This is a genomic window from Pareuzebyella sediminis (genome assembly GCF_008367235.1).
GTDB classification, from domain to species: domain Bacteria; phylum Bacteroidota; class Bacteroidia; order Flavobacteriales; family Flavobacteriaceae; genus Pareuzebyella; species Pareuzebyella sediminis.
The window spans coordinates 619,923-642,001 of record NZ_VTZS01000001.1 but is presented as its reverse complement, the minus strand read 5'-3'; the positions used below and the strand labels follow the sequence as shown (position 1 = coordinate 642,001).

Annotated in this window: 17 protein-coding genes; 6 read left to right on the top strand and 11 right to left on the bottom strand. The window is 42.5% G+C overall.

The window, feature by feature from the left end; translation table 11 throughout:
• The first annotated feature begins 18 nt into the window (after window positions 1-18).
• Complete coding sequence (gene recG, locus F2B13_RS02545) at window positions 19-2,124, top strand: ATP-dependent DNA helicase RecG (RefSeq protein WP_149303007.1); 2,106 nt, start codon at window positions 19-21, stop codon at window positions 2,122-2,124.
• Between the two features lie 263 nt (window positions 2,125-2,387).
• On the opposite strand, the gene F2B13_RS02540 is transcribed toward recG, so the two are convergent.
• Window positions 2,388-2,501, bottom strand: a complete 114-nt coding sequence (locus F2B13_RS02540) for a heme-binding protein (RefSeq protein WP_262713968.1) — start codon at window positions 2,499-2,501, stop codon at window positions 2,388-2,390.
• Between the two features lie 141 nt (window positions 2,502-2,642).
• Window positions 2,643-3,221 carry a Crp/Fnr family transcriptional regulator gene (locus tag F2B13_RS02535; protein ID WP_149303004.1) on the bottom strand — a complete coding sequence of 193 codons (579 nt, stop codon included), beginning with the start codon at window positions 3,219-3,221 and terminating at the stop codon, window positions 2,643-2,645.
• A 172-nt stretch (window positions 3,222-3,393) separates the two neighbouring features.
• Here F2B13_RS02535 and leuC point away from each other — a divergent pair, with 172 nt between their 5' ends.
• The 5 genes from leuC to F2B13_RS02510 all read left to right on the top strand — a co-directional run bounded on the left by leuC (window position 3,394) and on the right by F2B13_RS02510 (window position 10,230).
• Entirely contained in the window at window positions 3,394-4,809 is a 1,416-nt protein-coding gene (gene leuC / locus F2B13_RS02530) for a 3-isopropylmalate dehydratase large subunit (RefSeq protein ID WP_149303002.1), read from the top strand.
• A 56-nt stretch (window positions 4,810-4,865) separates the two neighbouring features.
• Window positions 4,866-5,462, top strand: a complete 597-nt coding sequence (gene leuD, locus F2B13_RS02525; RefSeq protein WP_149275709.1) for a 3-isopropylmalate dehydratase small subunit — start codon at window positions 4,866-4,868, stop codon at window positions 5,460-5,462.
• Window positions 5,463-5,473: 11 nt separating this feature from the next.
• The gene (locus F2B13_RS02520; RefSeq protein WP_149303000.1) at window positions 5,474-6,985 is read left to right on the top strand and encodes an alpha-isopropylmalate synthase regulatory domain-containing protein; all 1,512 of its coding nucleotides are present in this window, start codon (window positions 5,474-5,476) and stop codon (window positions 6,983-6,985) included.
• Between the two features lie 57 nt (window positions 6,986-7,042).
• Entirely contained in the window at window positions 7,043-8,098 is a 1,056-nt protein-coding gene (leuB, locus tag F2B13_RS02515) for a 3-isopropylmalate dehydrogenase (protein WP_149302998.1), read from the top strand.
• Between the two features lie 221 nt (window positions 8,099-8,319).
• Complete coding sequence (locus tag F2B13_RS02510) at window positions 8,320-10,230, top strand: glycoside hydrolase family 28 protein (protein WP_149302996.1); 1,911 nt, start codon at window positions 8,320-8,322, stop codon at window positions 10,228-10,230.
• A 58-nt stretch (window positions 10,231-10,288) separates the two neighbouring features.
• Here F2B13_RS02510 and F2B13_RS02505 read toward each other — a convergent pair whose 3' ends face one another.
• From F2B13_RS02505 to ilvD, 9 genes are all read right to left on the bottom strand, one after another.
• The gene (locus F2B13_RS02505; RefSeq protein WP_149275705.1) at window positions 10,289-11,491 is read right to left on the bottom strand and encodes an MFS transporter; all 1,203 of its coding nucleotides are present in this window, start codon (window positions 11,489-11,491) and stop codon (window positions 10,289-10,291) included.
• A gap of 278 nt (window positions 11,492-11,769) precedes the next feature.
• Window positions 11,770-13,350: an NADP-dependent glyceraldehyde-3-phosphate dehydrogenase gene (locus F2B13_RS02500; RefSeq protein WP_149275704.1), complete on the bottom strand. Its 1,581-nt coding sequence runs from the start codon at window positions 13,348-13,350 to the stop codon at window positions 11,770-11,772.
• A 115-nt stretch (window positions 13,351-13,465) separates the two neighbouring features.
• Entirely contained in the window at window positions 13,466-14,716 is a 1,251-nt protein-coding gene (ilvA, locus tag F2B13_RS02495; RefSeq protein ID WP_149302994.1) for a threonine ammonia-lyase, read from the bottom strand.
• 73 nt (window positions 14,717-14,789) lie between these two features.
• Window positions 14,790-16,265 (bottom strand): ketol-acid reductoisomerase, encoded by a 1,476-nt coding sequence (ilvC, locus tag F2B13_RS02490; RefSeq protein ID WP_149275702.1) that lies wholly within the window; start codon window positions 16,263-16,265, stop codon window positions 14,790-14,792.
• A gap of 66 nt (window positions 16,266-16,331) precedes the next feature.
• Window positions 16,332-16,862 carry an acetolactate synthase small subunit gene (gene ilvN / locus F2B13_RS02485; RefSeq protein WP_149275701.1) on the bottom strand — a complete coding sequence of 177 codons (531 nt, stop codon included), beginning with the start codon at window positions 16,860-16,862 and terminating at the stop codon, window positions 16,332-16,334.
• Window positions 16,863-16,898: 36 nt separating this feature from the next.
• On the bottom strand, window positions 16,899-17,669 hold the full coding sequence (locus F2B13_RS02480) for a class I SAM-dependent methyltransferase (protein WP_149275700.1): 771 nt from the start codon (window positions 17,667-17,669) through the stop codon (window positions 16,899-16,901).
• Between the two features lie 31 nt (window positions 17,670-17,700).
• Window positions 17,701-18,288 (bottom strand): O-methyltransferase, encoded by a 588-nt coding sequence (locus F2B13_RS02475; RefSeq protein WP_149275699.1) that lies wholly within the window; start codon window positions 18,286-18,288, stop codon window positions 17,701-17,703.
• 46 nt (window positions 18,289-18,334) lie between these two features.
• Window positions 18,335-20,068, bottom strand: coding sequence for a biosynthetic-type acetolactate synthase large subunit (ilvB, locus tag F2B13_RS02470; protein ID WP_149275698.1), 1,734 nt, complete (start codon window positions 20,066-20,068; stop codon window positions 18,335-18,337).
• 56 nt (window positions 20,069-20,124) lie between these two features.
• A complete protein-coding gene (gene ilvD / locus F2B13_RS02465) occupies window positions 20,125-21,801 on the bottom strand; it encodes a dihydroxy-acid dehydratase (RefSeq protein ID WP_149275697.1) in 1,677 nt (558 codons plus the stop codon).
• Window positions 21,802-22,079 lie beyond the last annotated feature (278 nt).

The following is a 22,079-nucleotide window of genomic DNA, read 5'->3' as shown; positions in this document are numbered from 1 at the left end:
ATCCTCTATTTTAGTGCTATGAACGGCAATACCTTACAAACCCCTATCGTCTATTTAAAGGGAGTCGGCCCCCATCGCGCGGAAATTTTACAATCTGAACTAGGTATTCAGACCTTTCAAGATCTTTTGAATTTGTTTCCCAGTCGTTATATTGACAAAACACACTATTACAAAATCTCAGAACTTCAGCGAAGTAATGCCGATGTACAATTGATCGGTAAAATCGTTCATCTCAAAACAGTAGCGCAAAAAAGGGGTCAACGACTTGTGGCCAAATTTATTGATGATAGTGGAGAAATGGAACTGGTATGGTTTCGGGGTCATAAGTGGATACGGGAGCATATAAAAGTGAACGAGCCTTACGTTATTTTTGGTCGCTGCAATTGGTTTAACGGAACTTTTTCGATGCCCCACCCTGAAATGGAGCTGCTCAAGGAGCATGAGAAAGGATTGAAAATAAGTATGCAACCCGTATATCCGTCTACCGAGAAACTCAACAATAAAGGGATTACCAATCGGGTCATCAACAAATGGATTCAGCAACTCTTTCTTGATACAAAAGGGAGCTTTTCAGAAACCTTATCGAATGATATGATTCATAAGTTGAAATTAGTATCTAAAAACGAGGCTCTATTTAACATACATTTTCCCAAAAATCAGGAAGCATTGGCGAAGGCCCAATTTCGGTTAAAGTTCGAAGAACTCTTTTATGTGCAACTGCAATTGATTTCCAAGAAAATAAGCCGTAGACAAAAAATCAAAGGCCATAATTTCAATCACGTAGGCGAACGCTTCAATAATTTTTATAAGAACCATTTGCCATTTGAACTTACGGAAGCACAAAAACGTGTGATCAAGGAAATTCGTTGGGACTTAGGAAGCAACGCCCAAATGAACCGTTTACTTCAAGGTGATGTCGGTTCCGGGAAGACCATTGTTGCGGTAATGACCATGCTCTTGGCCATCGATAATGGATATCAGGCCTGTTTGATGGCCCCCACCGAAATTCTTGCTAATCAGCATTATCAAGGTATCTCGGCCCTGTTAGAGCATACGGGTGTCACTTGTTCGCTATTGACCGGTTCTATAAAAAAGTCGGCACGCAAACCCATTCATGAGCAACTTGAAAATGGAGAACTTGACATTCTTGTAGGCACCCATGCCCTTCTTGAAGATAAAGTGAAGTACCAGAATTTAGGATTAGCAATTATAGATGAACAGCATCGCTTCGGAGTCGCGCAGCGCGCTAAGCTCTGGCATAAAAATAATATTCCGCCCCATATTTTAGTTATGACCGCAACGCCTATACCTAGAACCTTGGCCATGAGCTTGTACGGAGACCTTGATATTTCGGTAATCGACGAACTACCCCCAGGACGAAAAAGGGTCAGAACCGTACATCGGTTCGATTCGAACCGCCTTAAAGTTTTTCGATTTCTTAAGGAGGAAATCAAGAAGGGAAGACAGGTGTACATCGTGTATCCCTTAATTCAGGAGTCGGAAGCGATGGACTATAAAGATCTAATGGATGGATATGAAAGCGTTGTACGCGAATTTCCAATGCCAGACTATCAGGTTTCGATTGTACATGGAAAAATGAAGCCGTCGGATAAAGACTATGAGATGGAGCGTTTCGTAAGCGGAGAAACACAACTTATGGTAGCTACTACAGTCATCGAAGTCGGTGTTAATGTGCCTAATGCCTCTGTTATGGTTATTGAAAGTGCGGAACGTTTTGGTCTTTCCCAACTTCATCAATTGAGAGGTCGCGTAGGTCGTGGTGCCGATCAAAGCTATTGCATATTGATGACTGGTCAAAAACTTTCTTCCGATGCCAAAACACGGTTAGAAACCATGGTTAGTACCAGTGATGGGTTTGAAATTGCAGAGGTCGATTTGAAGTTACGTGGACCAGGTGATCTGATGGGTACCCAACAAAGTGGAATTCTCAATCTTAGAATAGCAGATATCGTGAAGGACAATGATATTTTAAAAGCTGCCCGATTTCATGCCATGGAACTTCTTCGAGAAGACCCGAACTTGGGAAGTCCCGAAAACTTGGTTATACGCCACACCTATACTCAATTGATGAAGCACAAAGCCCAATGGAATTATATAAGTTGAGTAGGCTCGCACGACACTATTACAGATCCTCTTTCCCTGAGCCAATTCATAATCTTTCTCCTTTACCGACTACTTAAACCAACGCCTGTAATGGTTATCTTGGATTCATCCTTTAATAATATATCTAAAAGAAAGTTAATGAGACCACCATTCGACTCTTCAATGGGGTAATCACTGGTCTCAAATCTCGAAAGTTTTTCAATATTGTTCGAATTTATTTTTAAACCGTGAAGTTATTGACCTCGTTAGGCTATATCGGCAGATTACAACCAAGTTCCATCCATTCTTACGAATACAACTTGGTTGACCCCAGAGTCGACGAAAGATATGCTCATCTTAACATCGATTTTCTCCGCCTTTTCTTTATCCACAGCAATCAGCTCTTTGATTCTATGCTAAACATGTAAATGGTTAGTGTTCAGTATACTACATATATTACTGATAGTTCAAATTTAAGTGAAGACCCTCTAAATTTCGATTGATAAATGTTAAGTAATTTTGTTAAAAAGAGTTAAAATTCAATTTAACACTCTACGAATCCTGCTAAGACTTTCTGCCGTGACGCCTAGATAATTGGCTATATGGTAATTGGTTACACGTTTTTGAATTCCAGGATATTTCTCGCAAAATTCCAAATACCGGTCTGCACAGCTTTTCTGTAAAGAGGACATTACCCTCTTCCGTAGAGCGATAAAAGCCTTTGTATATAATATTCGAAAAAAACGCTCGAACTTAGGAATGCGGGCAAAGAGAAGTTCTAAAGATCTCATATCTATTCCGACCAGAGAACTATCTTCAATAGCTCTTATGTACAATGCAGCAGGAGCTTTATGGTGCATGGCATCAAAATCTGTAATCCACCAATCTTCCACGGCAAATTGAAGAATATGCATGTTTCCCATTTCGTCTTGATAATAAGCCTTCAAACAGCCACTCAATACAAAATATATATGATTGACCATATCTCCTGGCTGCACGAGATATGACTTTCTCTGAACGCAGGTTCGGATAAGAATGCTTTCGAATTCCTCTTTTTCGTCTTGAGTTAGCTGTATATACTTTGAAATATAATGCAATAAAGGGCCATTGTTCTTCATAAGGGAATTAATTTTCTGTCTAAAAATACTATAATCGCTCTTCTAGATTAAAAAGGTAACGATTCTTTCTACATGTTTTCTCGAACCACCGTTGAACATCGTAAATTATACGCTCAAAAATTTCTAAAAAGGGTTACATTCATTAGCTTTGTAAGCTTAGAATTGAAAGACTATGACCGCTAAAAAAACATTGTTCGATAAGGTTTGGGATTCGCATGTGGTTCAGCACATCGAAAATGGTCCCGACGTATTATTCATTGACCGCCATATGGTACATGAAGTAACTAGTCCCGTTGCATTTTTGGGCATTAAAAACAGGGGTATCAAAGTGATGTACCCCGAAAAAACATTTGCCACTGCAGACCACAATACCCCAACCATCAATCAGCATTTGCCCGTTGAAGACCCCCTTTCCGCCAATCAATTAAAAATGTTGGAAGAAAATGCCAATGAATTCGGTATCTCATACTGGGGTTTAGGTCATGAAAAAAACGGAATTGTGCATGTGGTGGGACCGGAATATGGAATCACCCAACCCGGGGCAACCATTGTTTGTGGTGACTCGCACACGTCTACACATGGGGCGTTCGGGGCCATTGCATTCGGTATAGGTACTTCAGAGGTAGAAATGGTTCTGGCCACGCAATGTATCATGCAGACCAAACCCAAAAGTATGCGAATTAATGTAGAAGGTCAACTGAACTTCGGCGTAACGCCCAAAGATGTCGCTCTTTATATAATATCACAATTATCTACCTCTGGGGCTACCGGATATTTTGTTGAATATGCAGGTCAGGTATTCCGTGATATGAGTATGGAAGGCCGAATGACCGTTTGCAATTTAAGTATCGAAATGGGTGCCCGCGGTGGTATGATCGCTCCTGACGAGAAAACCTTTGATTATGTAAAAGGAAGGGAATTCACCCCAACAGGTGAAGCATGGGAAAAGGCAATGGCGTACTGGAAAACCTTGCCAACAGATGAAGGCGCTACCTTTGATAAAGAAATAACCTTCAATGCATCAGATATAGAGCCCATGATAACTTATGGTACGAACCCTGGTATGGGCATCGGAATTTCCAGTGGTATCCCAAAAGCAGATTCACTAGAGGGTGGTGTCGCTACCTATCAAAAATCGTTGCAGTATATGAACTTTAACGAGGGCGATAGCATGATGGGGAAAAAAATCGACTTCGTATTTTTGGGCAGTTGTACCAACGGACGCATTGAAGATTTCAGATTGTTTACCTCTTTAGTAAAAGGCAGAAAAAAGGCCGATAATGTTACTGCTTGGCTCGTCCCCGGGTCTCACAAGGTAGAAAAGGCTATAAAAGACGAAGGCTTGTTGGATATTCTCAATGAAGCGGGCTTTGAACTTCGAGAACCTGGTTGTTCTGCTTGTCTGGCAATGAACGATGATAAGGTGCCTGCCGGAAAATATGCGGTCAGTACATCGAACCGAAATTTTGAAGGAAGGCAGGGCCCCGGAGCACGTACACTTTTAGCAAGTCCTTTAGTGGCGGCTGCAGCTGCCGTGACAGGTAAGGTGACAGATCCTAGAGAACTCATGGAAATGCAAACCGCCTAAGACTTAAAAATCCGATTACGAACCTATACAATCAATAAACGCAAAGCAATACCAAAATGGCGTACGATAAATTCAATATACTTACCTCTTCAGCAGTACCACTTCCTATCGAAAACGTCGATACGGATCAAATCATTCCCGCCCGGTTTCTTAAGGCCACGGAGCGAAAAGGATTCGGTGACAATCTCTTTAGGGATTGGCGTTACAACAACGACGGCTCCGAGAAAAAAGATTTCGTGTTGAACAACCCCATATACAGCGGTCGTATTTTGGTAGGAGGTAAAAACTTCGGTTCCGGCTCATCCCGGGAACATGCGGCTTGGGCAGTTTATGATTACGGCTTTCGATGCGTAGTATCGAGCTTTTTTGCAGATATCTTTCGCAATAACTGTTTGAACATCGGGGTACTTCCTGTACAAGTGAGTGCCGATTTTCTGGATGATGTTTTTAGGGCCATCGAAAAAGACCCGAATACCCAGTTTGAAGTTAACCTTCCTAACCAGACCATTACTATTAAATCTACGGGCGCTCAAGAAAGTTTTGATATCAATGCCTACAAGAAAGCTAATCTACTTAATGGTTTTGATGATATCGATTACCTACTGAACATTACCGATCAGATCACCGAATTTGCTTCGGATCGACCTTTATAAATTTCACGTTCATGGCTAAGAAGCTGGAAATCATGGACACGACCCTTCGTGACGGTGAACAGACGTCAGGGGTGTCCTTTTCCATATCCGAAAAACTGACCTTGGCCAAATTGTTGCTGGAGGAACTTAAGGTCGACCGCATTGAAGTTGCATCTGCAAGGGTTTCTGAGGGTGAACTACAGGCTGTGCAACAAATAACCCAATGGGCTTCGGAAAAAAATCTCCTTGAAATGATAGAGGTGCTGACCTTTGTTGACGGGGGTGTCTCTCTAGATTGGATGAGGACAGCAGGCGCCAAAGTTCAAAACTTGCTCACGAAAGGCTCCTTGAACCACCTTAAACATCAACTAAAAAAGACACCAGAGCAGCATTTTGAAGAGATAGCCCAAGTCTTTGAAGGTGCTAAAAAGAACGGATTCATCAATAATATCTACCTTGAGGATTGGAGTAACGGCATGAGAAATTCCAAGGATTACGTCTTTCAGTTCCTTGATTTTCTGACTACACAACCTATAAAAAGAGTGCTTTTGCCCGATACTCTTGGTATTCTAACACATAGGGAAACTTTTGAATTTATCTCAGAAATCCGCGATCGGTATCCTGAGATGCATATAGATTTCCATGGTCATAATGATTACGATCTTGGTGTCGCGAATATTATGGAGGCCGTTAAGGCAGGCTGTGACGGCTTACATCTTACGGTTAACGGCATGGGAGAGCGTGCGGGAAATGCACCCATGGCAAGCGCTATTGCCGTAATCAATGATTTTTTACCTGAAGTGGAAATTTCGGTAAACGAAAAGGCGCTTTTTAAGGTCAGTAAATTGGTTTCGGCCTTTACTGGGGTAGGCATACCAGCGAACAAACCGATTGTCGGGGATAATGTTTTTACTCAAACCGCTGGAATTCATGCAGATGGAGACAGTAAAAACAACCTTTACTTCAGTGATTTAATGCCCGAGCGTTTTGGTAGAAAACGTAAATATGCCCTTGGAAAAATGTCCGGTAAGGCCAATATTTTGAAAAACCTTCAAGAATTGGGACTTACCTTGAACGATGAAGAGCTTAAAAAGGTCACGGCTAGAATCATTGAATTGGGCGATAAAAAGGAAAGGGTTACCAAAGATGACCTGCCTTACATTATCTCTGATGTCTTGGATACCGATTTCCAACAAAAGGTATTCGTTAAATCGTATGTCTTGACCCACTCAAAGGGATTGAAACCGTCCACTACCCTTTCCTTGGAAATCAATGGAAAGCTTTTTGAGGAAAATGCACCGGGAGATGGGCAATACGATGCTTTTATGAACGCCCTCCGCAAAATTTACAAATCCCAAAACATGAAGCTTCCGTTATTAGTGGACTATGCGGTACGCATACCTCCTGGAAGCAACTCTGATGCCTTATGCGAAACCATAATTACATGGGAAACAGATGGAAAAGAATTCACTTCAAGGGGGCTAGACTCCGACCAAACGGTTTCCGCGATCAAGGCTACTGAAAAAATGTTGAACATTATTTAAATAGATCTGAATATATTGTCTTCTATCAAGAGGCAAATAACCAAACAAAAAGAAAACATGAAACTAAACATTGCCCTATTGGCAGGAGATGGTATAGGACCCGAAGTAATTGACCAAGCGGTAAAAGTTTGTGATGCTGTTGCTAAAAAATACAATCACGATATCAAATGGCAACCGGCATTAACTGGGGCAGCTGCTATCGATGCGGTGGGAGAACCTTATCCTGATGAGACCCATGAAATTTGTGCGAATGCCGACGCCGTTCTTTTTGGTGCTATCGGTCATCCAAGGTTTGATAACGACCCATCGGCCAAAGTTCGACCAGAACAAGGATTATTGAAAATGCGGCAAAAGCTGGGTCTTTTCGCGAATGTACGGCCTACTTTTACTTTTCCATCCCTTATCGACAAATCCCCATTGAAACGGGATAGAATCGAAGGAACCGACCTTATTATCCTTCGTGAGTTGACCGGAGGTGTCTATTTCGGGGAAAGAGGAAGGAAAGACGATGGAAACACGGCCTTTGATACGATGACGTATCAACGCTTTGAAGTGGAACGACTGGCACGAAAAGGTTTTGAAATGGCCATGAAACGATCTAAAAAGTTATGCTGTGTGGATAAGGCCAATGTATTGGAATCTTCTCGCTTATGGCGCGAAACCGTCCAGGCCTTGGAAAAGGATTATCCGGAGGTGGAAGTATCCTATGAGTTTATCGATGCCGTAGCCATGCGTTTGATACAATGGCCAAAAGGATATGACGTAATTATAACCGCTAATCTTTTTGGAGATATATTAACCGATGAAGCTTCGGTAATTTCAGGATCTATGGGCTTGATGCCTTCGTCTTCTGTAGGTAGTAAGGTTTCATTGTATGAGCCCATTCATGGTTCCTATCCGCAAGCAGCCGGAAAGAATATTGCCAACCCGCTGGCTACCGTGCTCTCTGCGGCCATGCTATTTGAAGATATGAATTTGACTGAAGAAGCGGAACATATTCGTCGAGTGGTCAATAAATCTTTGGCCGAAGGGATGGTCACCGAAGACCTGGCAGAAAATGGTAAATCATTCAAAACGAGTGAAGTGGGTGATTGGTTAGCGCAACAAATTTAAAATTTAAGCAAATAATAAGTCAGGGCCTTTAGATATTTATCTAAGGGCCTCTTTTCTATCCATAAAGCTTGAGTGGCTGCATTCATAGCTTTATTAAGAATTTAGATTGCCAAACCACAGAATGGTTTCGCTTTTCGTATTTGGCTTAGTTATGTATATTACAGCTTAAACTGCATGGTTTATTTTCATAGACTAGATTTAATAGGCGAAAAATTTTACGTATGGCAAAGTTTATCAAAAACACTTCAGTTGTATTTACCCTAGCTCTCGTCTATCTAGGTTGTTCGGATCAAGAGCCTAAAAAAAGTGCTTTGGTCGATCAACTTGAAACTATTTTCTATGCTGATAATTTTACCAGTATACCCGATAAGACTTTTTGGGTTACTGATTTCGGGGCCGTGGGTGATAGTACTACCTTAAATACTTCGGCAATTCAGAATACAATTGATGCGGCTGCAAAGGCAGGTGGAGGCCGCGTCGAATTTACCCCCGGCACTTATCTGTCGGGTGCCCTCTTTTTAAAATCAAATGTAGAGCTTCACCTCGATGAAGGGGTAAAAATAAAAGCGATTCAAAATGATAGCCACTATCCCGAAAGGCCTACTCGGGTTGCTGGATTTGAAATGGATTGGCCATCGGCTCTGGTCAATGTGTACGAACAGCACAATGTGCGTATCACCGGAAAAGGAATTATTGATGGGAACGGAAAATACTGGTGGGATAAATTTTGGGGAGATCCACCAAGAAGTGGCGGTATGTGGGTAGACTATGAGCGTAAAAATGTACGCTGGGCCGTAGATTATGATTGCAAAAGGGTAAGGGCCCTTGTGGTCTACAAATCTTCCGATGTTCTTTTAAAAGACTTTACGGTGCATCGTTCAGGCTTTTGGACTATTTCACTGACCTACAGCGAGAGGGTTCATGTCAACGGCGTCACCATTCGAAACAATATCGGGGGTTATGGGCCCAGTTCAGACGGTATCAACACCGATTCTTCCTCGGAGATACTCGTCGAAAATTGTGATATCGACTGTAATGACGATAACCTCTGTATCAAATCAGGTAGGGATGCCGATGGCTTGCGGGTAAACCGTCCGGCAGAAAATATTGTCTACCGCAATTGCATTACCCGATCCGGACACGGACTTTTTACCATCGGCAGTGAAACGTCGGGGGGTATGCGGAATATTGAAGTCTATGGGCTAAAAGCCGAAGGAACAAATACTGGAATTCGCTTTAAATCAGCCCAAGTACGGGGCGGGGTTATTGAGAACATCAGTTTTCACGATATTACCATGCATAATGTAAAAAGTCCGTTTCAATTTGAACTGAATTGGTATCCTGAGTACAGCTACCCTGAAATACCGGATGAAATTCCAGAAGATGAGATTCCCGATACCTGGAGGTTAATGACACAAAAAGTAACGCCCCCCGAACGCGGTATCCCTGAATTCAAAAATATATCACTATCAAATATCGATGTAAAAGGGGCTACGACGGCCATCTATGCCAACGCCTACGCCCAAAAGCCGATGCATGACCTACGATGGAACTCTATTTCCATCGAAGCTGAAAAAGGCGGGGAAATCAATTATGGCAAAGATTGGCAAATGAAGAACGTAACCATTAGTATACCCGACGATGAGCATATCGTATTGAAAGGCAGTAAGAACATTATGCTTCCTGAGGATCTGACATTGGAAGTTCAGCCTAGCAACAAAGCGGATATAGATGCGCGCATGAAGCAAAAGATTGAAAAGCTGGTAGCACAGCGACTTGAATTAGGTATTATTCCTGTTCATGGGGTGACAGAGGAGCCCATCATGGAAGGGGACTCGATTTCTTTTACCGAAGAAGTGACCGTCTATATTTTATCGGAAAAAGCCAAGAAAATGACCTATGTCGAACCCCTGGGTGACGGCTTTTATATGACTCCTGTTACAATTAGCTTCGATAAGGGTACGGAGACCCTTGAAGTTTCCGGAGAGAAAAACCACAAATGGCGTTTTTGGATACAAAGGGATACAGCTCCCTCTTCCGTCAAGGGTGCCGACCAATGGCATTATGATAAACGCAAAGGAGTGCTAGAAATAGAAAAGGAAGCATCACGATTTAAGGTCAGTCTTCACTAGATAGAAAAAAGCCCCGAACTTGGTTCAGGGCTTCAAAGTCACATCACTTTTGCATTTTTTAACCATTAAAGGCCATTTTTCTAAAACTGAATCCTGCTTTCTTTCTTCGATAGAAAATAATGCCCAAGGCCATACACACTCCAAGACCGGCCAATACAGCTCCTACGGCCCCGGCATATACGACCCCGTATCCAAAGGCTATGGGTAGTCCTGCTAAATAAGCACCGGAGGCGTTCCCCATATTGAAAGCGCTTTGGTTCATCGAAGAGCCCAGCATCTCATTTCCTTTTGAGGTATTGATAATAGCCATCTGAATCGGGGTAGAGACTGTGAAAGCCGCCACACCGATCAAGAATGTCATGGCAAGCACAATATATGGGTTGAAAGCCAGCATCGAATTGATCAGTAGCAAGACCACCATCAGGCTTAAACTTATTGCCACTGCTTTAAGGGGAGAAAATAACTCGGCCATTTTCGCTCCTATAAAATTTCCGAATACCATTCCGAGACCCGCCAATATCATCGCATAGCCCACCATATAGTCGCCCCAACCGGCCACATCGGTAATCAAAGGGGCGATATAGCTGTACCAGGCGAAAAACCCTCCCGTACCAATAGTGGTAAGCAAGATCAGCGCCCAGAGTTCTCCATTTTTTAAGCCTTTGTTTTCTTTTGAATACGGTTCTGGGGCTTCAGATACCAATTTGGGCATCCAAAGAAAGATGCTGGCCACGGCCAACAGACCTACTAAGCCGACCATATAGAATGAAATACTCCAATCATAGTGATGTCCGATATACGTTCCAACAGGAACACCGATTACATTCGCAATTGTCAAGCCTGAGAACATTACCGCAATAGCTTTGGCCGACTTACCTTCCCGGGCCAATTTTCCCGCAACGACCGCTCCTATTCCAAAAAATGCCCCATGGGGAAGTCCTGATAAAAATCGGGCTACAAGCAGGGTGAGGTAATTTTCCCCTAATCCCGATACGGTATTGAACACCGTAAACCAGCCCATAAGTAACAATAGGATTTTACGGGCATCCATTTTTGAGCTGAATTTGGTCAACAATGGGGCTCCCACCACGACCCCCAGGGCATAAGCGGCGATAAAATGCCCTGCTTGAGGGATGGTGATACCCAATCCGTTGGCCACATCGGGTAAGATACCCATAATCACGAATTCGGTCAATCCAATACCAAATCCACCAATCGCCAAGGCCGTCAAAGCTTTTTTATTTGTGTTTTCTGTCTTCATATTCTCCTAATTTTTAGCGGTTCATACCTGCTTCCGACAAAAGGTATTACGATTTGTGAAAGCTTTAATTAGTCGATACAAAGTTAGAATGCTTAATGGCCACAACACTATACGCCATTATCACATTTATGTGGTATATTACCCCTAAAATCGGGCCAACGTAAAAAAAACGTTAATATTTCATAGAATACTCGATTTTTCATCAAATGTTATGGCCAAATCAAGCAAGTAAACCAAAAAGTGCTTTATGAATTATGTTTTTCGTAGCACTCAAGTCGTTATAGTATATAATCCGTACTTACAAAGTTTGACAATTTGGCCTCTAACAGTTGTTGTATGGCTTCATTGTTCAACTCATTGTCTTTAAAGGCGACAAAGGTGCGTATCGAAAAAGAACGAAGGGCGTCGTGCACGCTCAAGGTCGCTTGCGCCGAATCTTTTCTTCCTGTAAAAGGATACACATCAGGGCCCCGCTGACATGAGCTGTTCAGATTCACCCTGCAGACCAGATTGACCAACGTATCTATCAATGGGGAAAGTGTATAAACATCCTTACCAAATAGACTCACTTGTTGCCCGTAATTACTTTCGGCCATATCATCAAGAGGTTTCTCAATGTCGGCAAAAGAAAGTATGGGTATAACGGGCCCAAACTGTTCTTCTTGGTATACGCGCATCTCTTTGGTGACCGGATATAATACCGCGGGCCAGATGTAATTGTCAAAATGCTGCCCTCCTTTTTTGTTGAGGATCTTGGCTCCTTTCTGAACGGCATCATCTATAAGTTCTTGAATGTAAGCCGGCTTTCCGGGTTCGGGTAACGGGGTCAATTTTACACCATCGTCCCACGGATTACCGAATGTAAGTGCATCGACTTGTTGGGAAAACCGCTTTAGGAATTCCTCTTTAATGTCTTCGTGTACATACAATACCTTTAATGCCGTACAACGTTGGCCGTTAAAAGACAAAGTTCCTGTAATACATTCATTAATGGTCAAGTCAAGATCAGCATCCGGTAATATGATTGCCGGGTTTTTGGCTTCCAGCCCTAGCACCAATCTCAGCCGATTGCTCTTCGGGTGCTGATCTTGAAGCGCATTTGCCGATTTGCTATTTCCGATCAGTGCGAGCACATCTACCTTACCGGTCTTCATAATTGGTGCGGCAACCGCCCTACCCCTTCCAAATAAAATATTGACCACCCCTTTAGGGAAACTGTTCTTAAAAGCTTCCAGCAATGGAGTAATCAGTAAAACCCCGTGTTTTGCAGGTTTGAAAATGGTGGTGTTACCCATTATGATTGCCGGAATCAACAATGCGAAGGTTTCATTTAAAGGATAATTATAAGGGCCTAAGCAAAGTACCACACCAAGAGGTCCTCGTTTAATATGGGCATAGACCCCGTCATTTTTCTGAAATTTTGCTGAATTCCTATCAAGGTCCTTATATTCTTCGATAGTATCATATATATAATCTACAGTCCGGTCGAATTCCTTTTGGGAGTCGGGCAATGATTTTCCGATTTCCCACATAAGTAGCTTGACAATTTCGTCACGCTTTGTCGTCATCTGCTCAACAAAGTTCTCCATGCATTCAATCCGGTCCTTTACATGCATTGTCGGCCAAACCCCTTGACCCCGACCATAGGCTTTCATAGCTGAATCTAAAGCTTCCAAGGCTTCGGTTTCGCCCATATCTGGAATACTGCCTAAGAGAGTAGGTGCATAGTTTTCAGTAGATGAAATGGAAGAATATACTTCGGTTCGATTTCCAGTCCATTTTCTAAGCTCCCCATGGATTAGATATTCTTTTTGTTCTATCGGTTGTACTATTTTAAATTCTTCAGGAATGGTTTTCATTTTAATTCTATGTTGTTGATTTTTAGTAGCGATTTAGACGAAAGTAAGGAATAAAAAATCAGACCTTACGAATCCATCTCAATTTCATGAGCGTAAGGACGATAATTTAGTTATTCTAAATCAAATATTGAAAAAGATCGGGTTTGTCATTCAGGTATTCACCAAAAAAATTGCCGGCTTTCATTCTTTCTATTAAGGGTTGAAGGTCTTCCGGATCCTTCAGTTCGATTCCCACTACGGCCGGCGCATTTTCACGACTTGATTTTTTTGAGTATTCAAAATGGGTGATATCATCATCTGGACCCAAAACTTCAACTACGAATTGTTTTAGCGCACCCGGCCGCTGCGGAAAACGCACAATAAAATAATGTTTCAATCTGGCATAGAGCAATGCTCTTTCCTTAATTTCAGCGGTTCTCGTAATGTCGTTGTTACTGCCACTAAGAATACAAACCACTGTCTTGCCTTTTATTTCCTCGGCATACGCATCAAGAACGGCAATGGTCAAGGCTCCTGCTGGTTCGACCACTATGGCATCGCGATTGTAAAGCTCTAAAATAGTCTGGCAGACCTTGCCCTCTGCCACGGTAACCATATCAAATAAGCCATGGCGACAGATATTAAATGTGAGGTCTCCTACCTTCTTGACCGCTGCACCATCTATGAACTTATCAATCGCGGAAAGCTCTGTATTCTTGCCCTTTTCAATGGATGTTTTCATGGAGGGGGCACCCAAGGGTTCTACTCCAATGATTTTTGTATCCGGTGACAATTGATCAAAAACCCCGATCAAACCAGAAGCTAATCCTCCTCCTCCGACAGCCACAAATATATAGTCGATAGGCTTTTCAACTTGATCGAGAAGTTCGAGACCCACTGTGGCCTGCCCCTCGATTACTTTAAAATCGTCAAAAGGGTGGATATAGTTTTTATCGGTGTGCAGCGCGTATTGTTTTGCCCTATCAGAGGCATCATCGAAGGTATCGCCTTCCAAAACCACATTAATCCAATCCCCTCCGAACATCTTGGTCTGTTCGATTTTTTGTTTTGGGGTAACGGAAGGCATATAAATAGTACCCGGAATCCCCAAATGGTTGCAGGCGAAGGCTACGCCTTGTGCATGGTTGCCTGCACTGGCACAAACCACCCCCTTTTTTCTTTCCGCAGCTGTAAGCGAATTAATTTTGTTAAACGCTCCCCGAATTTTATAAGAACGAACCCTATGTAAGTCTTCCCTTTTCAATACTATATCGGCCCCGTATCGCTTCGACAAACGAATACTTGGGGTAAGGGGCGTTATTGAGGCCACTTTGGCGATAGCCTCTGCCGCTTTACGGATATCAATGATGTCTGGAAAATATGGCATAAGAAAAGACCCTATGGGAATAATTAGGATGGCTCTTCACCACCTCAAAGGTCCATAGGGTCTATAAAATGTATTACACAATAGGCTTCATTGCTGTCATGGAAGCCCGTAATCTTGATCCGACGACTTCTACGGGGTGATTTCTCAATGCTTTGTTTACTGCAATTAGTTTTGCATTGTCGACACCATTGCCTTTACCCTCGCCGTACTTTTTGCCGATGACATCCGTGTCTATCTTTTTCATAAAATCGGCCAATAGTGGTTTACAGGCATGATCGAAGAGGTAACAGCCATACTCTGCTGTATCGGAAATCACGCGGTTCATTTCAAAAAGTTTCTTCCTTGCAATCGTGTTGGCAATCAAAGGTGTTTCGTGCAAAGATTCGTAATAGGCCGATTCACCGATAATACCCGATTCGGTCATACTTTCATAGGCCAATTCTACACCGGCCCTGACCATAGCGACCATTAGGACTCCATTATCATAAAATTCTTGTTCTGAAATTTTATCATCGGATGCTGGCGTCTTTTCGAAGGCGGTTTCCCCGGTCTCCGCACGCCATTTCAATAAATTTTTATCATCATTCGCCCAATCCTCCATCATCGTTTTAGAAAAATGGCCGGTCATAATATCATCCATATGCTTATGGAAGAGAGGGCGCATAATATCCTTCAATTCTTCTGATAGTTCGAACGCCTTAATCTTGGCCGGGTTGGAAAGACGATCCATCATATTGGTGATTCCACCATATTTCATCCCTTCCGTAACGGTCTCCCAACCATACTGAATCAATTTGGAAGCATACCCTGGATCAATGCCTTTCTCTATCATTTTATTAAAACAAAGAATACTACCGGTTTGCAATAACCCGCAAAGAATAGTCTGCTCTCCCATTAAGTCGGATTTAACCTCTGCGACGAACGAAGATTCAAGTACTCCAGCACGATGCCCACCAGTTGCGGCGGCATAGGCCTTTGCTTGTTCAAGACCCTTACCCTGAGGGTCATTATCAGGATGAACCGCAATTAGCGTAGGCACCCCAAAACCTCTTTTATATTCTTCCCTCACTTCAGAGCCCGGACATTTTGGCGCTACCATAATCACGGTGAGGTCTTCACGAATCTGCATACCTTCTTCTACAATGTTGAAACCATGCGAATAGGATAGTGTCGCCCCTTCTTTCATTAAAGGCATAACGGCATTGATGACGCTGGTATGCTGTTTATCCGGGGTTAAGTTAATGACCAAATCGGCCGTAGGTACTAATTCTTGATAGGTTCCTACCGTAAAACCGTTTTCAGTAGCATTGATATACGACTGTCTTTTTTCTTTGATCGCCCCTTCCCTAAGGGTATACGAGATATCAAGACCTGAATCACGCATATTTAAACCTTGGTTTAACCCCTGCGCCCCGCATCCAACGATAACAATTTTCTTTCCCTTTAAAGCCGATACACCATCGGCAAATTCCGCCGCTTCCATAAAGCGACATTTGCCAAGTTGATTTAATTGGTCTCGCAACGATAGTGTATTAAAGTAATTTGCCATAAGTGTGCTCTTTAATTGTAATTTCCCCTACTGGAAAAATTTATTTATGTATTGATTATTATTTAGTTATTTGTCTTGATAGAATTCATTGAGTAAAGCGGTAATCTGCATTTCGTCTTTGGATACGGATATACGACCGGAACGAACAAACTGCATAATACCGAACGGTTTTAACTGTTCATGCATTTCATCAATTTCATTTCTTCTTCCTGTCTTTGCAATAACAAAAAACTCACGCGCTACAGTAACGATTTGCGAATTGTTCTCTTTTATGATATTTTGAATCCGACGTTCATCGAACAATAGGCTAGAAGCAATTTTAAACAAGGCCGATTCTTGGTAAATAGTTTCTTCATCGGTGTGATAAAACGCCTTGATTACTTCAATTTGTTTTTCAATCTGTCCAACGATGTTATGAACCCATTTTTCCGTGGTATTCACAACAATGGTGAATTTCGAAACCCCATCAATCTCCGATTTGGAGACGTTCAGGCTTTCAATATTGATATGTCGTTTTAAGAATATACCGGATATTCTATTCAGCAGACCTACGTTATTTTCGGAATATACCGAAATGGTGAACCATTTTATTTTCATCTTTCTACACTAAAATATTTATTTTAAAAGGTCGTATCAATCTTTATGGGCTATTATTCGTATTCTTCTATAATCAGCATACCATTTTCCCGATTTGAAAAGCTCTGGTCTCAACTGATTTTGTACTTCTTTCGCTACATCAAGTACCTCATCTTCCTCCATACCTTCAAAAAACGCCGTAGCGAACATCATTAACCAATCTACAATTCCTGTTTCAGAATCGACAAGGGCCGTTGGCCTGTCGTACAAGTGGGCGAAGGTCACCCTAAACCCGTAGTGCTCCAAAGCATGTGTGTATTCACCGATAGACGGAAAAAACCAAGGCGTGACCCTTGCCTGTTTCTCAAAGCCTTTTTCAGACAGGACATGGCGTAAGGCTTGGATAATAGTTTTAATATTGTCTTTACCTCCAAATTCCAATACGATTCTACCTCCTTTTTTCAAGTTGGCATACATATTCTCAATTGCTTGATCGGACTGCAATACCCAATGTAAAGTTGCATTCGAAAAAATAGCATCGAACGGAGCTTTAAAACTAAAATCACCTACATCGCCTATTTCGAATGAGATTTCAGGGAAACTAGCACGTGCGCTTGCAATCATATCGGCCGACTTGTCTACCCCTATGACATTACCTGTACTATCGGCAATTTCTTTGGTCAAGATGCCGGAACCGCAGCCCAAATCCAAAATTCTTTCGTGGCTTTGAGGCTGCAATGCATCGATAAGGGAACGCCCATAATCAAATACAAAGGCGTGTTTCGAATTATAAAGTTCAACATTCCAGTCTTGAGCTACTTGTCTCATAATTTTCATTTGGATTTCGATGCTCGAAAACCTACATTTTATTTGTTCTAACCGCTATAATTAAACCCGTGGACCAGTTCATTTTGGTAAGGGTAAAATCGCTTCTATGTTCTAAATAGTGCACAAGCCGGTTCACATTTTTTTCATGGCCTTCGGGCCAATTCGGCTGGCGGGCCATATCATCGATGATGTAAAATCCACCTAAAGCGATCAAACTCAAAACCTTCTCTATCTCACTGTATTTTCCAGGCCAAGCATCGGCAAAAACCAAATCGAAACTTTTACCCGAATAACTATTGATCCATTCGATACCATCTTCACATATAAGGGTTACCCGGTCATCGTATCCAAAAAAATCTTGGGCTATCGCTATGAGTTCATCCTCATTGTCTATCGAAACCAAAGTCGAATCCGAATCCATACCGTCGACCATCCACGATAGGCTTAGTCCCACACCGGTACCCAATTCCAGAAAATGCCCTTTAGGCTTTGAGCTTACCAAAGTTTTGAGCAAGTTTCCCACATAGACATCGGAAGGCATCGTAAATCCGATTTCCTTCGATTTCAGACAAAGGTCTTGATATAGTTCAGGTTGCTTTAAGATTTCAGTGTCGTTCATTTATATATTGCTGGTGGCCTTGAAAACTAGAAAAGTCGTCCCCTACCTACTTGAGACGGATATCGGTAACCGATGCTCCACTTGGAATCATAGGAAATACATTATCTTCCTTCTCTACCTTTACTTCCAAGAAGTACGGTTTGTCAGAAGCGATCATTTCTTGAATGGTAGCCTTCAAATCCTTTCTTTGGCTTACTTTTTTGGCTTCAATATGATATCCTTCGGCTATTTTCACAAAATCAGGGTTTACCATCACGGTCGATGCATACCGCCTATCGAAGAAAAGCTCTTGCCACTGGCGAACCATTCCCAAATGATCGTTGTTCAAAACCACTATTTTCAACGGAAGGTTGTGCTGAAAGATAACGCCTAGCTCCTGAATGGTCATCTGAAGGCCTCCATCCCCTATGATGGCAACGACCTCCCGGTCCATCGCCCCCATTTTGGCCCCAATGGCTGCGGGAAGGGCAAAGCCCATGGTTCCCAATCCACCTGAAGTGATATTACTCTTAGAGTGCTTGAATTTGGCATAGCGGCAGCTAATCATTTGATGCTGCCCCACATCGGTGACGATTACGGCTTCATGACCTGAAGCTAAATTAATCTCTTCGATTACCTCGCCCATGGTCAACCCTTCTTTCGTCGGATGGATATCTTTTTGGATTACCTCGTTAAATTCAATTTCATATTTCTTCTTAAATTCATTGACCCACGCTTCGTGCTTATTTTCGTTTACAAAAGGAAGTAACAATTCAAGTGTTTCTCGAGAATCTCCTAAAACAGCGATGTCGGCATGTACATTTTTATTGACTTCGGCCTTGTCGATTTCAAAATGGACCACTTTGGCCTGCTTTGCATACGTGTTCAGGTCACCCGTTACCCTATCATCGAAACGCATGCCAATGGCCAATAGTAAATCACACTCATTGGTCAATACGTTCGGTCCATAATTACCGTGCATGCCCACCATACCCACGTTTAAGGGATGGTCGCTTTCAATGGCAGAGGCTCCCATAATGGTCCAAGCAGCAGGAATACCCGCTTTTTCGATTAGGGCCTTCAACTGTTTTTCAGCTTTGCCTAAAATGACCCCTTGGCCCCAAATGATATATGGTTTTTTAGCGTTGTTGATCAATGCTGCAGCAGCCTCAATAGCCGGTATGTCCGGTTTGGGTACCGGTTTGTAACTACGTACGGCAGTACACTTTTGATAACTGAACTCAAACTCGTCGAACTGTGCATTTTTGGTAATATCGATGAGAACCGGCCCTGGTCTGCCCGATTTGGCAATATAAAAGGCTTTCGCCATAATCTCCGGTATTTCCGTAGCCTTGGTTATTTGATAATTCCATTTTGTCACCGGGGTGGAAATGCCAATAATATCGGTTTCCTGAAAGGCATCTGAACCTAACAAATGCCTTGCCACCTGACCCGTTATACACACCATTGGCGTGGAATCGATCTGGGCATCTGCTAAGCCTGTAACCAAATTCGTAGCTCCCGGACCAGATGTGGCCATGGCTACACCGACCCTTCCCGAAACCCTGGCATAGCCTTGGGCCGCATGCGTGGCCCCTTGTTCGTGTCGGGTCAAGACATGAGTCAACTTGTCTTGAAACTTGTAAAGCTCGTCATAAACAGGCATAATGGCTCCGCCGGGATATCCATATAATAGGTCTACCCCTTCCGCCACCAGGCAATGTATAATCGCCTCCGCACCAGTTATCTTCATTTTTGTTTTCTTTGGGGTTTCCTCTGTTTTAATTTTCAATGTTTCCATAAGCAAATTTCAAATGCGAGTGTGGGGTATTACCGTCCACTTTCTCGTTCGTATTATCAGATTTCGTCGGTAACACAGCCTTCAGAAGCTGATGATACCGTTTTTGCATATTTATAGAGACTTCCTCTTTTGACCTTTAAATCAGGTTGCTTCCAATTTTTTCGCCTTTCCGTCAGTTCCTCATCCGTCAAATCCACTGAGATTTTGTTTAGCTCAGCATCGATAGTGATCATATCACCATCTTTTAAAAGACCTATCGTACCTCCCTCCTGTGCCTCTGGGCAGACGTGACCTACCACAAACCCATGGGTGCCTCCAGAGAATCTTCCATCGGTAATCAGCGCCACATCCTTTCCCAAACCAGCACCCATTATGGCAGAAGTAGGTTTTAACATTTCCGGCATGCCCGGGCCTCCTTTGGGGCCTTCATAGCGAATTACGACTACATCACCCTTTTTTACTTCGCCTTTACCTATACCGGCATTGGCCTTGAACTCATCGTCATACACTTTGGCCGGACCTGAAAAATAAAGTCCCTCCTTACCGGTTATTTTTGCAACCGCTCCTTTTTCGGCCAAATTGCCATAAAGGATTCTTAAATGTCCCGTTTTCTTGATAGGGGCGCTTAAGGGCTTCACCACTTCCTGTCCTTCCTGTAAACCGGGCAATTCAGCCAAATTCTCCGCTACCGTTTTTCCTGTAATGGTCAAACAATCGCCATGTAGCATTCCGTTATCTAGCATGAACTTCATGACTGCGGGGGTACCGCCCACACGGTGAAGATCTTCCATTAAATATTTTCCGCTCGGTTTTAAATCAGCTAAAAAAGGAGTACTATCACTTATTTTTTGAAAATCATCTAAGCCAAAGGTGACATTCGCAGCTTTAGCGATAGCCAAAAAATGCAGTACCGCGTTGGTCGACCCCCCTAAAAGTGTGAGCAAACGTATCGCATTCTCGAAAGATTTTTTCGTGATAATATCACTTGGTTTTATGTCGTTTTCCAGTAAATAACGTAAAGCTTTACCGGAATTAATGGCGTCTTGTTGTTTTTCCTTTCCCGTAGCCGGATTGGACGAATTATAGGGCATTGCCATACCCAAGGCCTCAATGGCCGAGGCCATAGTGTTTGCGGTATACATACCCCCGCAAGCTCCCGCTCCTGGACAAGCGTTTTGAATCACTCCCTTAAAATCGGTTTCGCTCATAGTTCCTGCCACCTTCTCGCCCCATGCCTCGAAAGCTGAGACCACATCCAACTTCTTGTCTTTATAGCAACCTGAGGCAATGGTACCCCCATAAACCAACACGGAAGGTCTATTCAAGCGAATCATGGCCATAAGGGCACCGGGCATATTTTTATCACAACCTACCACAGTTACCAGTCCATCATAATTCATTGCCTGAACAACAGTTTCCATTGAATCAGCAATAAGATCTCGGGAAGGTAGGGAATAACGCATGCCATACGTACCCATCGATATACCGTCACTTACCCCGATTGTATTGAAAACTAAACCGACTAAATTTTCTTCGTGGGTTCCCTTCTTTACTTCTTGCGCCAAATCGTTCAAGTGCATATTGCAGGGATTGCCTTCGTAGCCCGTACTTCCAATACCTATAAAAGGTTTTTTCAAATCTTCCTCAGTAAGCCCGAGAGCATACAACATGGCCTGTGAAGCCGGTTGGGTTGGGTCTTGGGTCACATTTTTACTATACTTATTCAATTCCATGAAATGTAGATGTGTTTGGTATACTTTTATTATATCATATCAAAAATATAGATTTATAGCTCCGATTTATTTTAACAGTTCTAACCTATCTAAAGCCAATACCTATATTATTTACATAAAATATTGATTATCAATAATATAAGTATTATATTTTATCACATTCAAATCTATATAAAAGTAGAGGCCTGTATCAAGAAAAACTTAGATACAGGCCTCTAAAGTCGATAGAAATCCGTATCACACCCTATTGGGAACGACACAAATCACATTGACCGAAA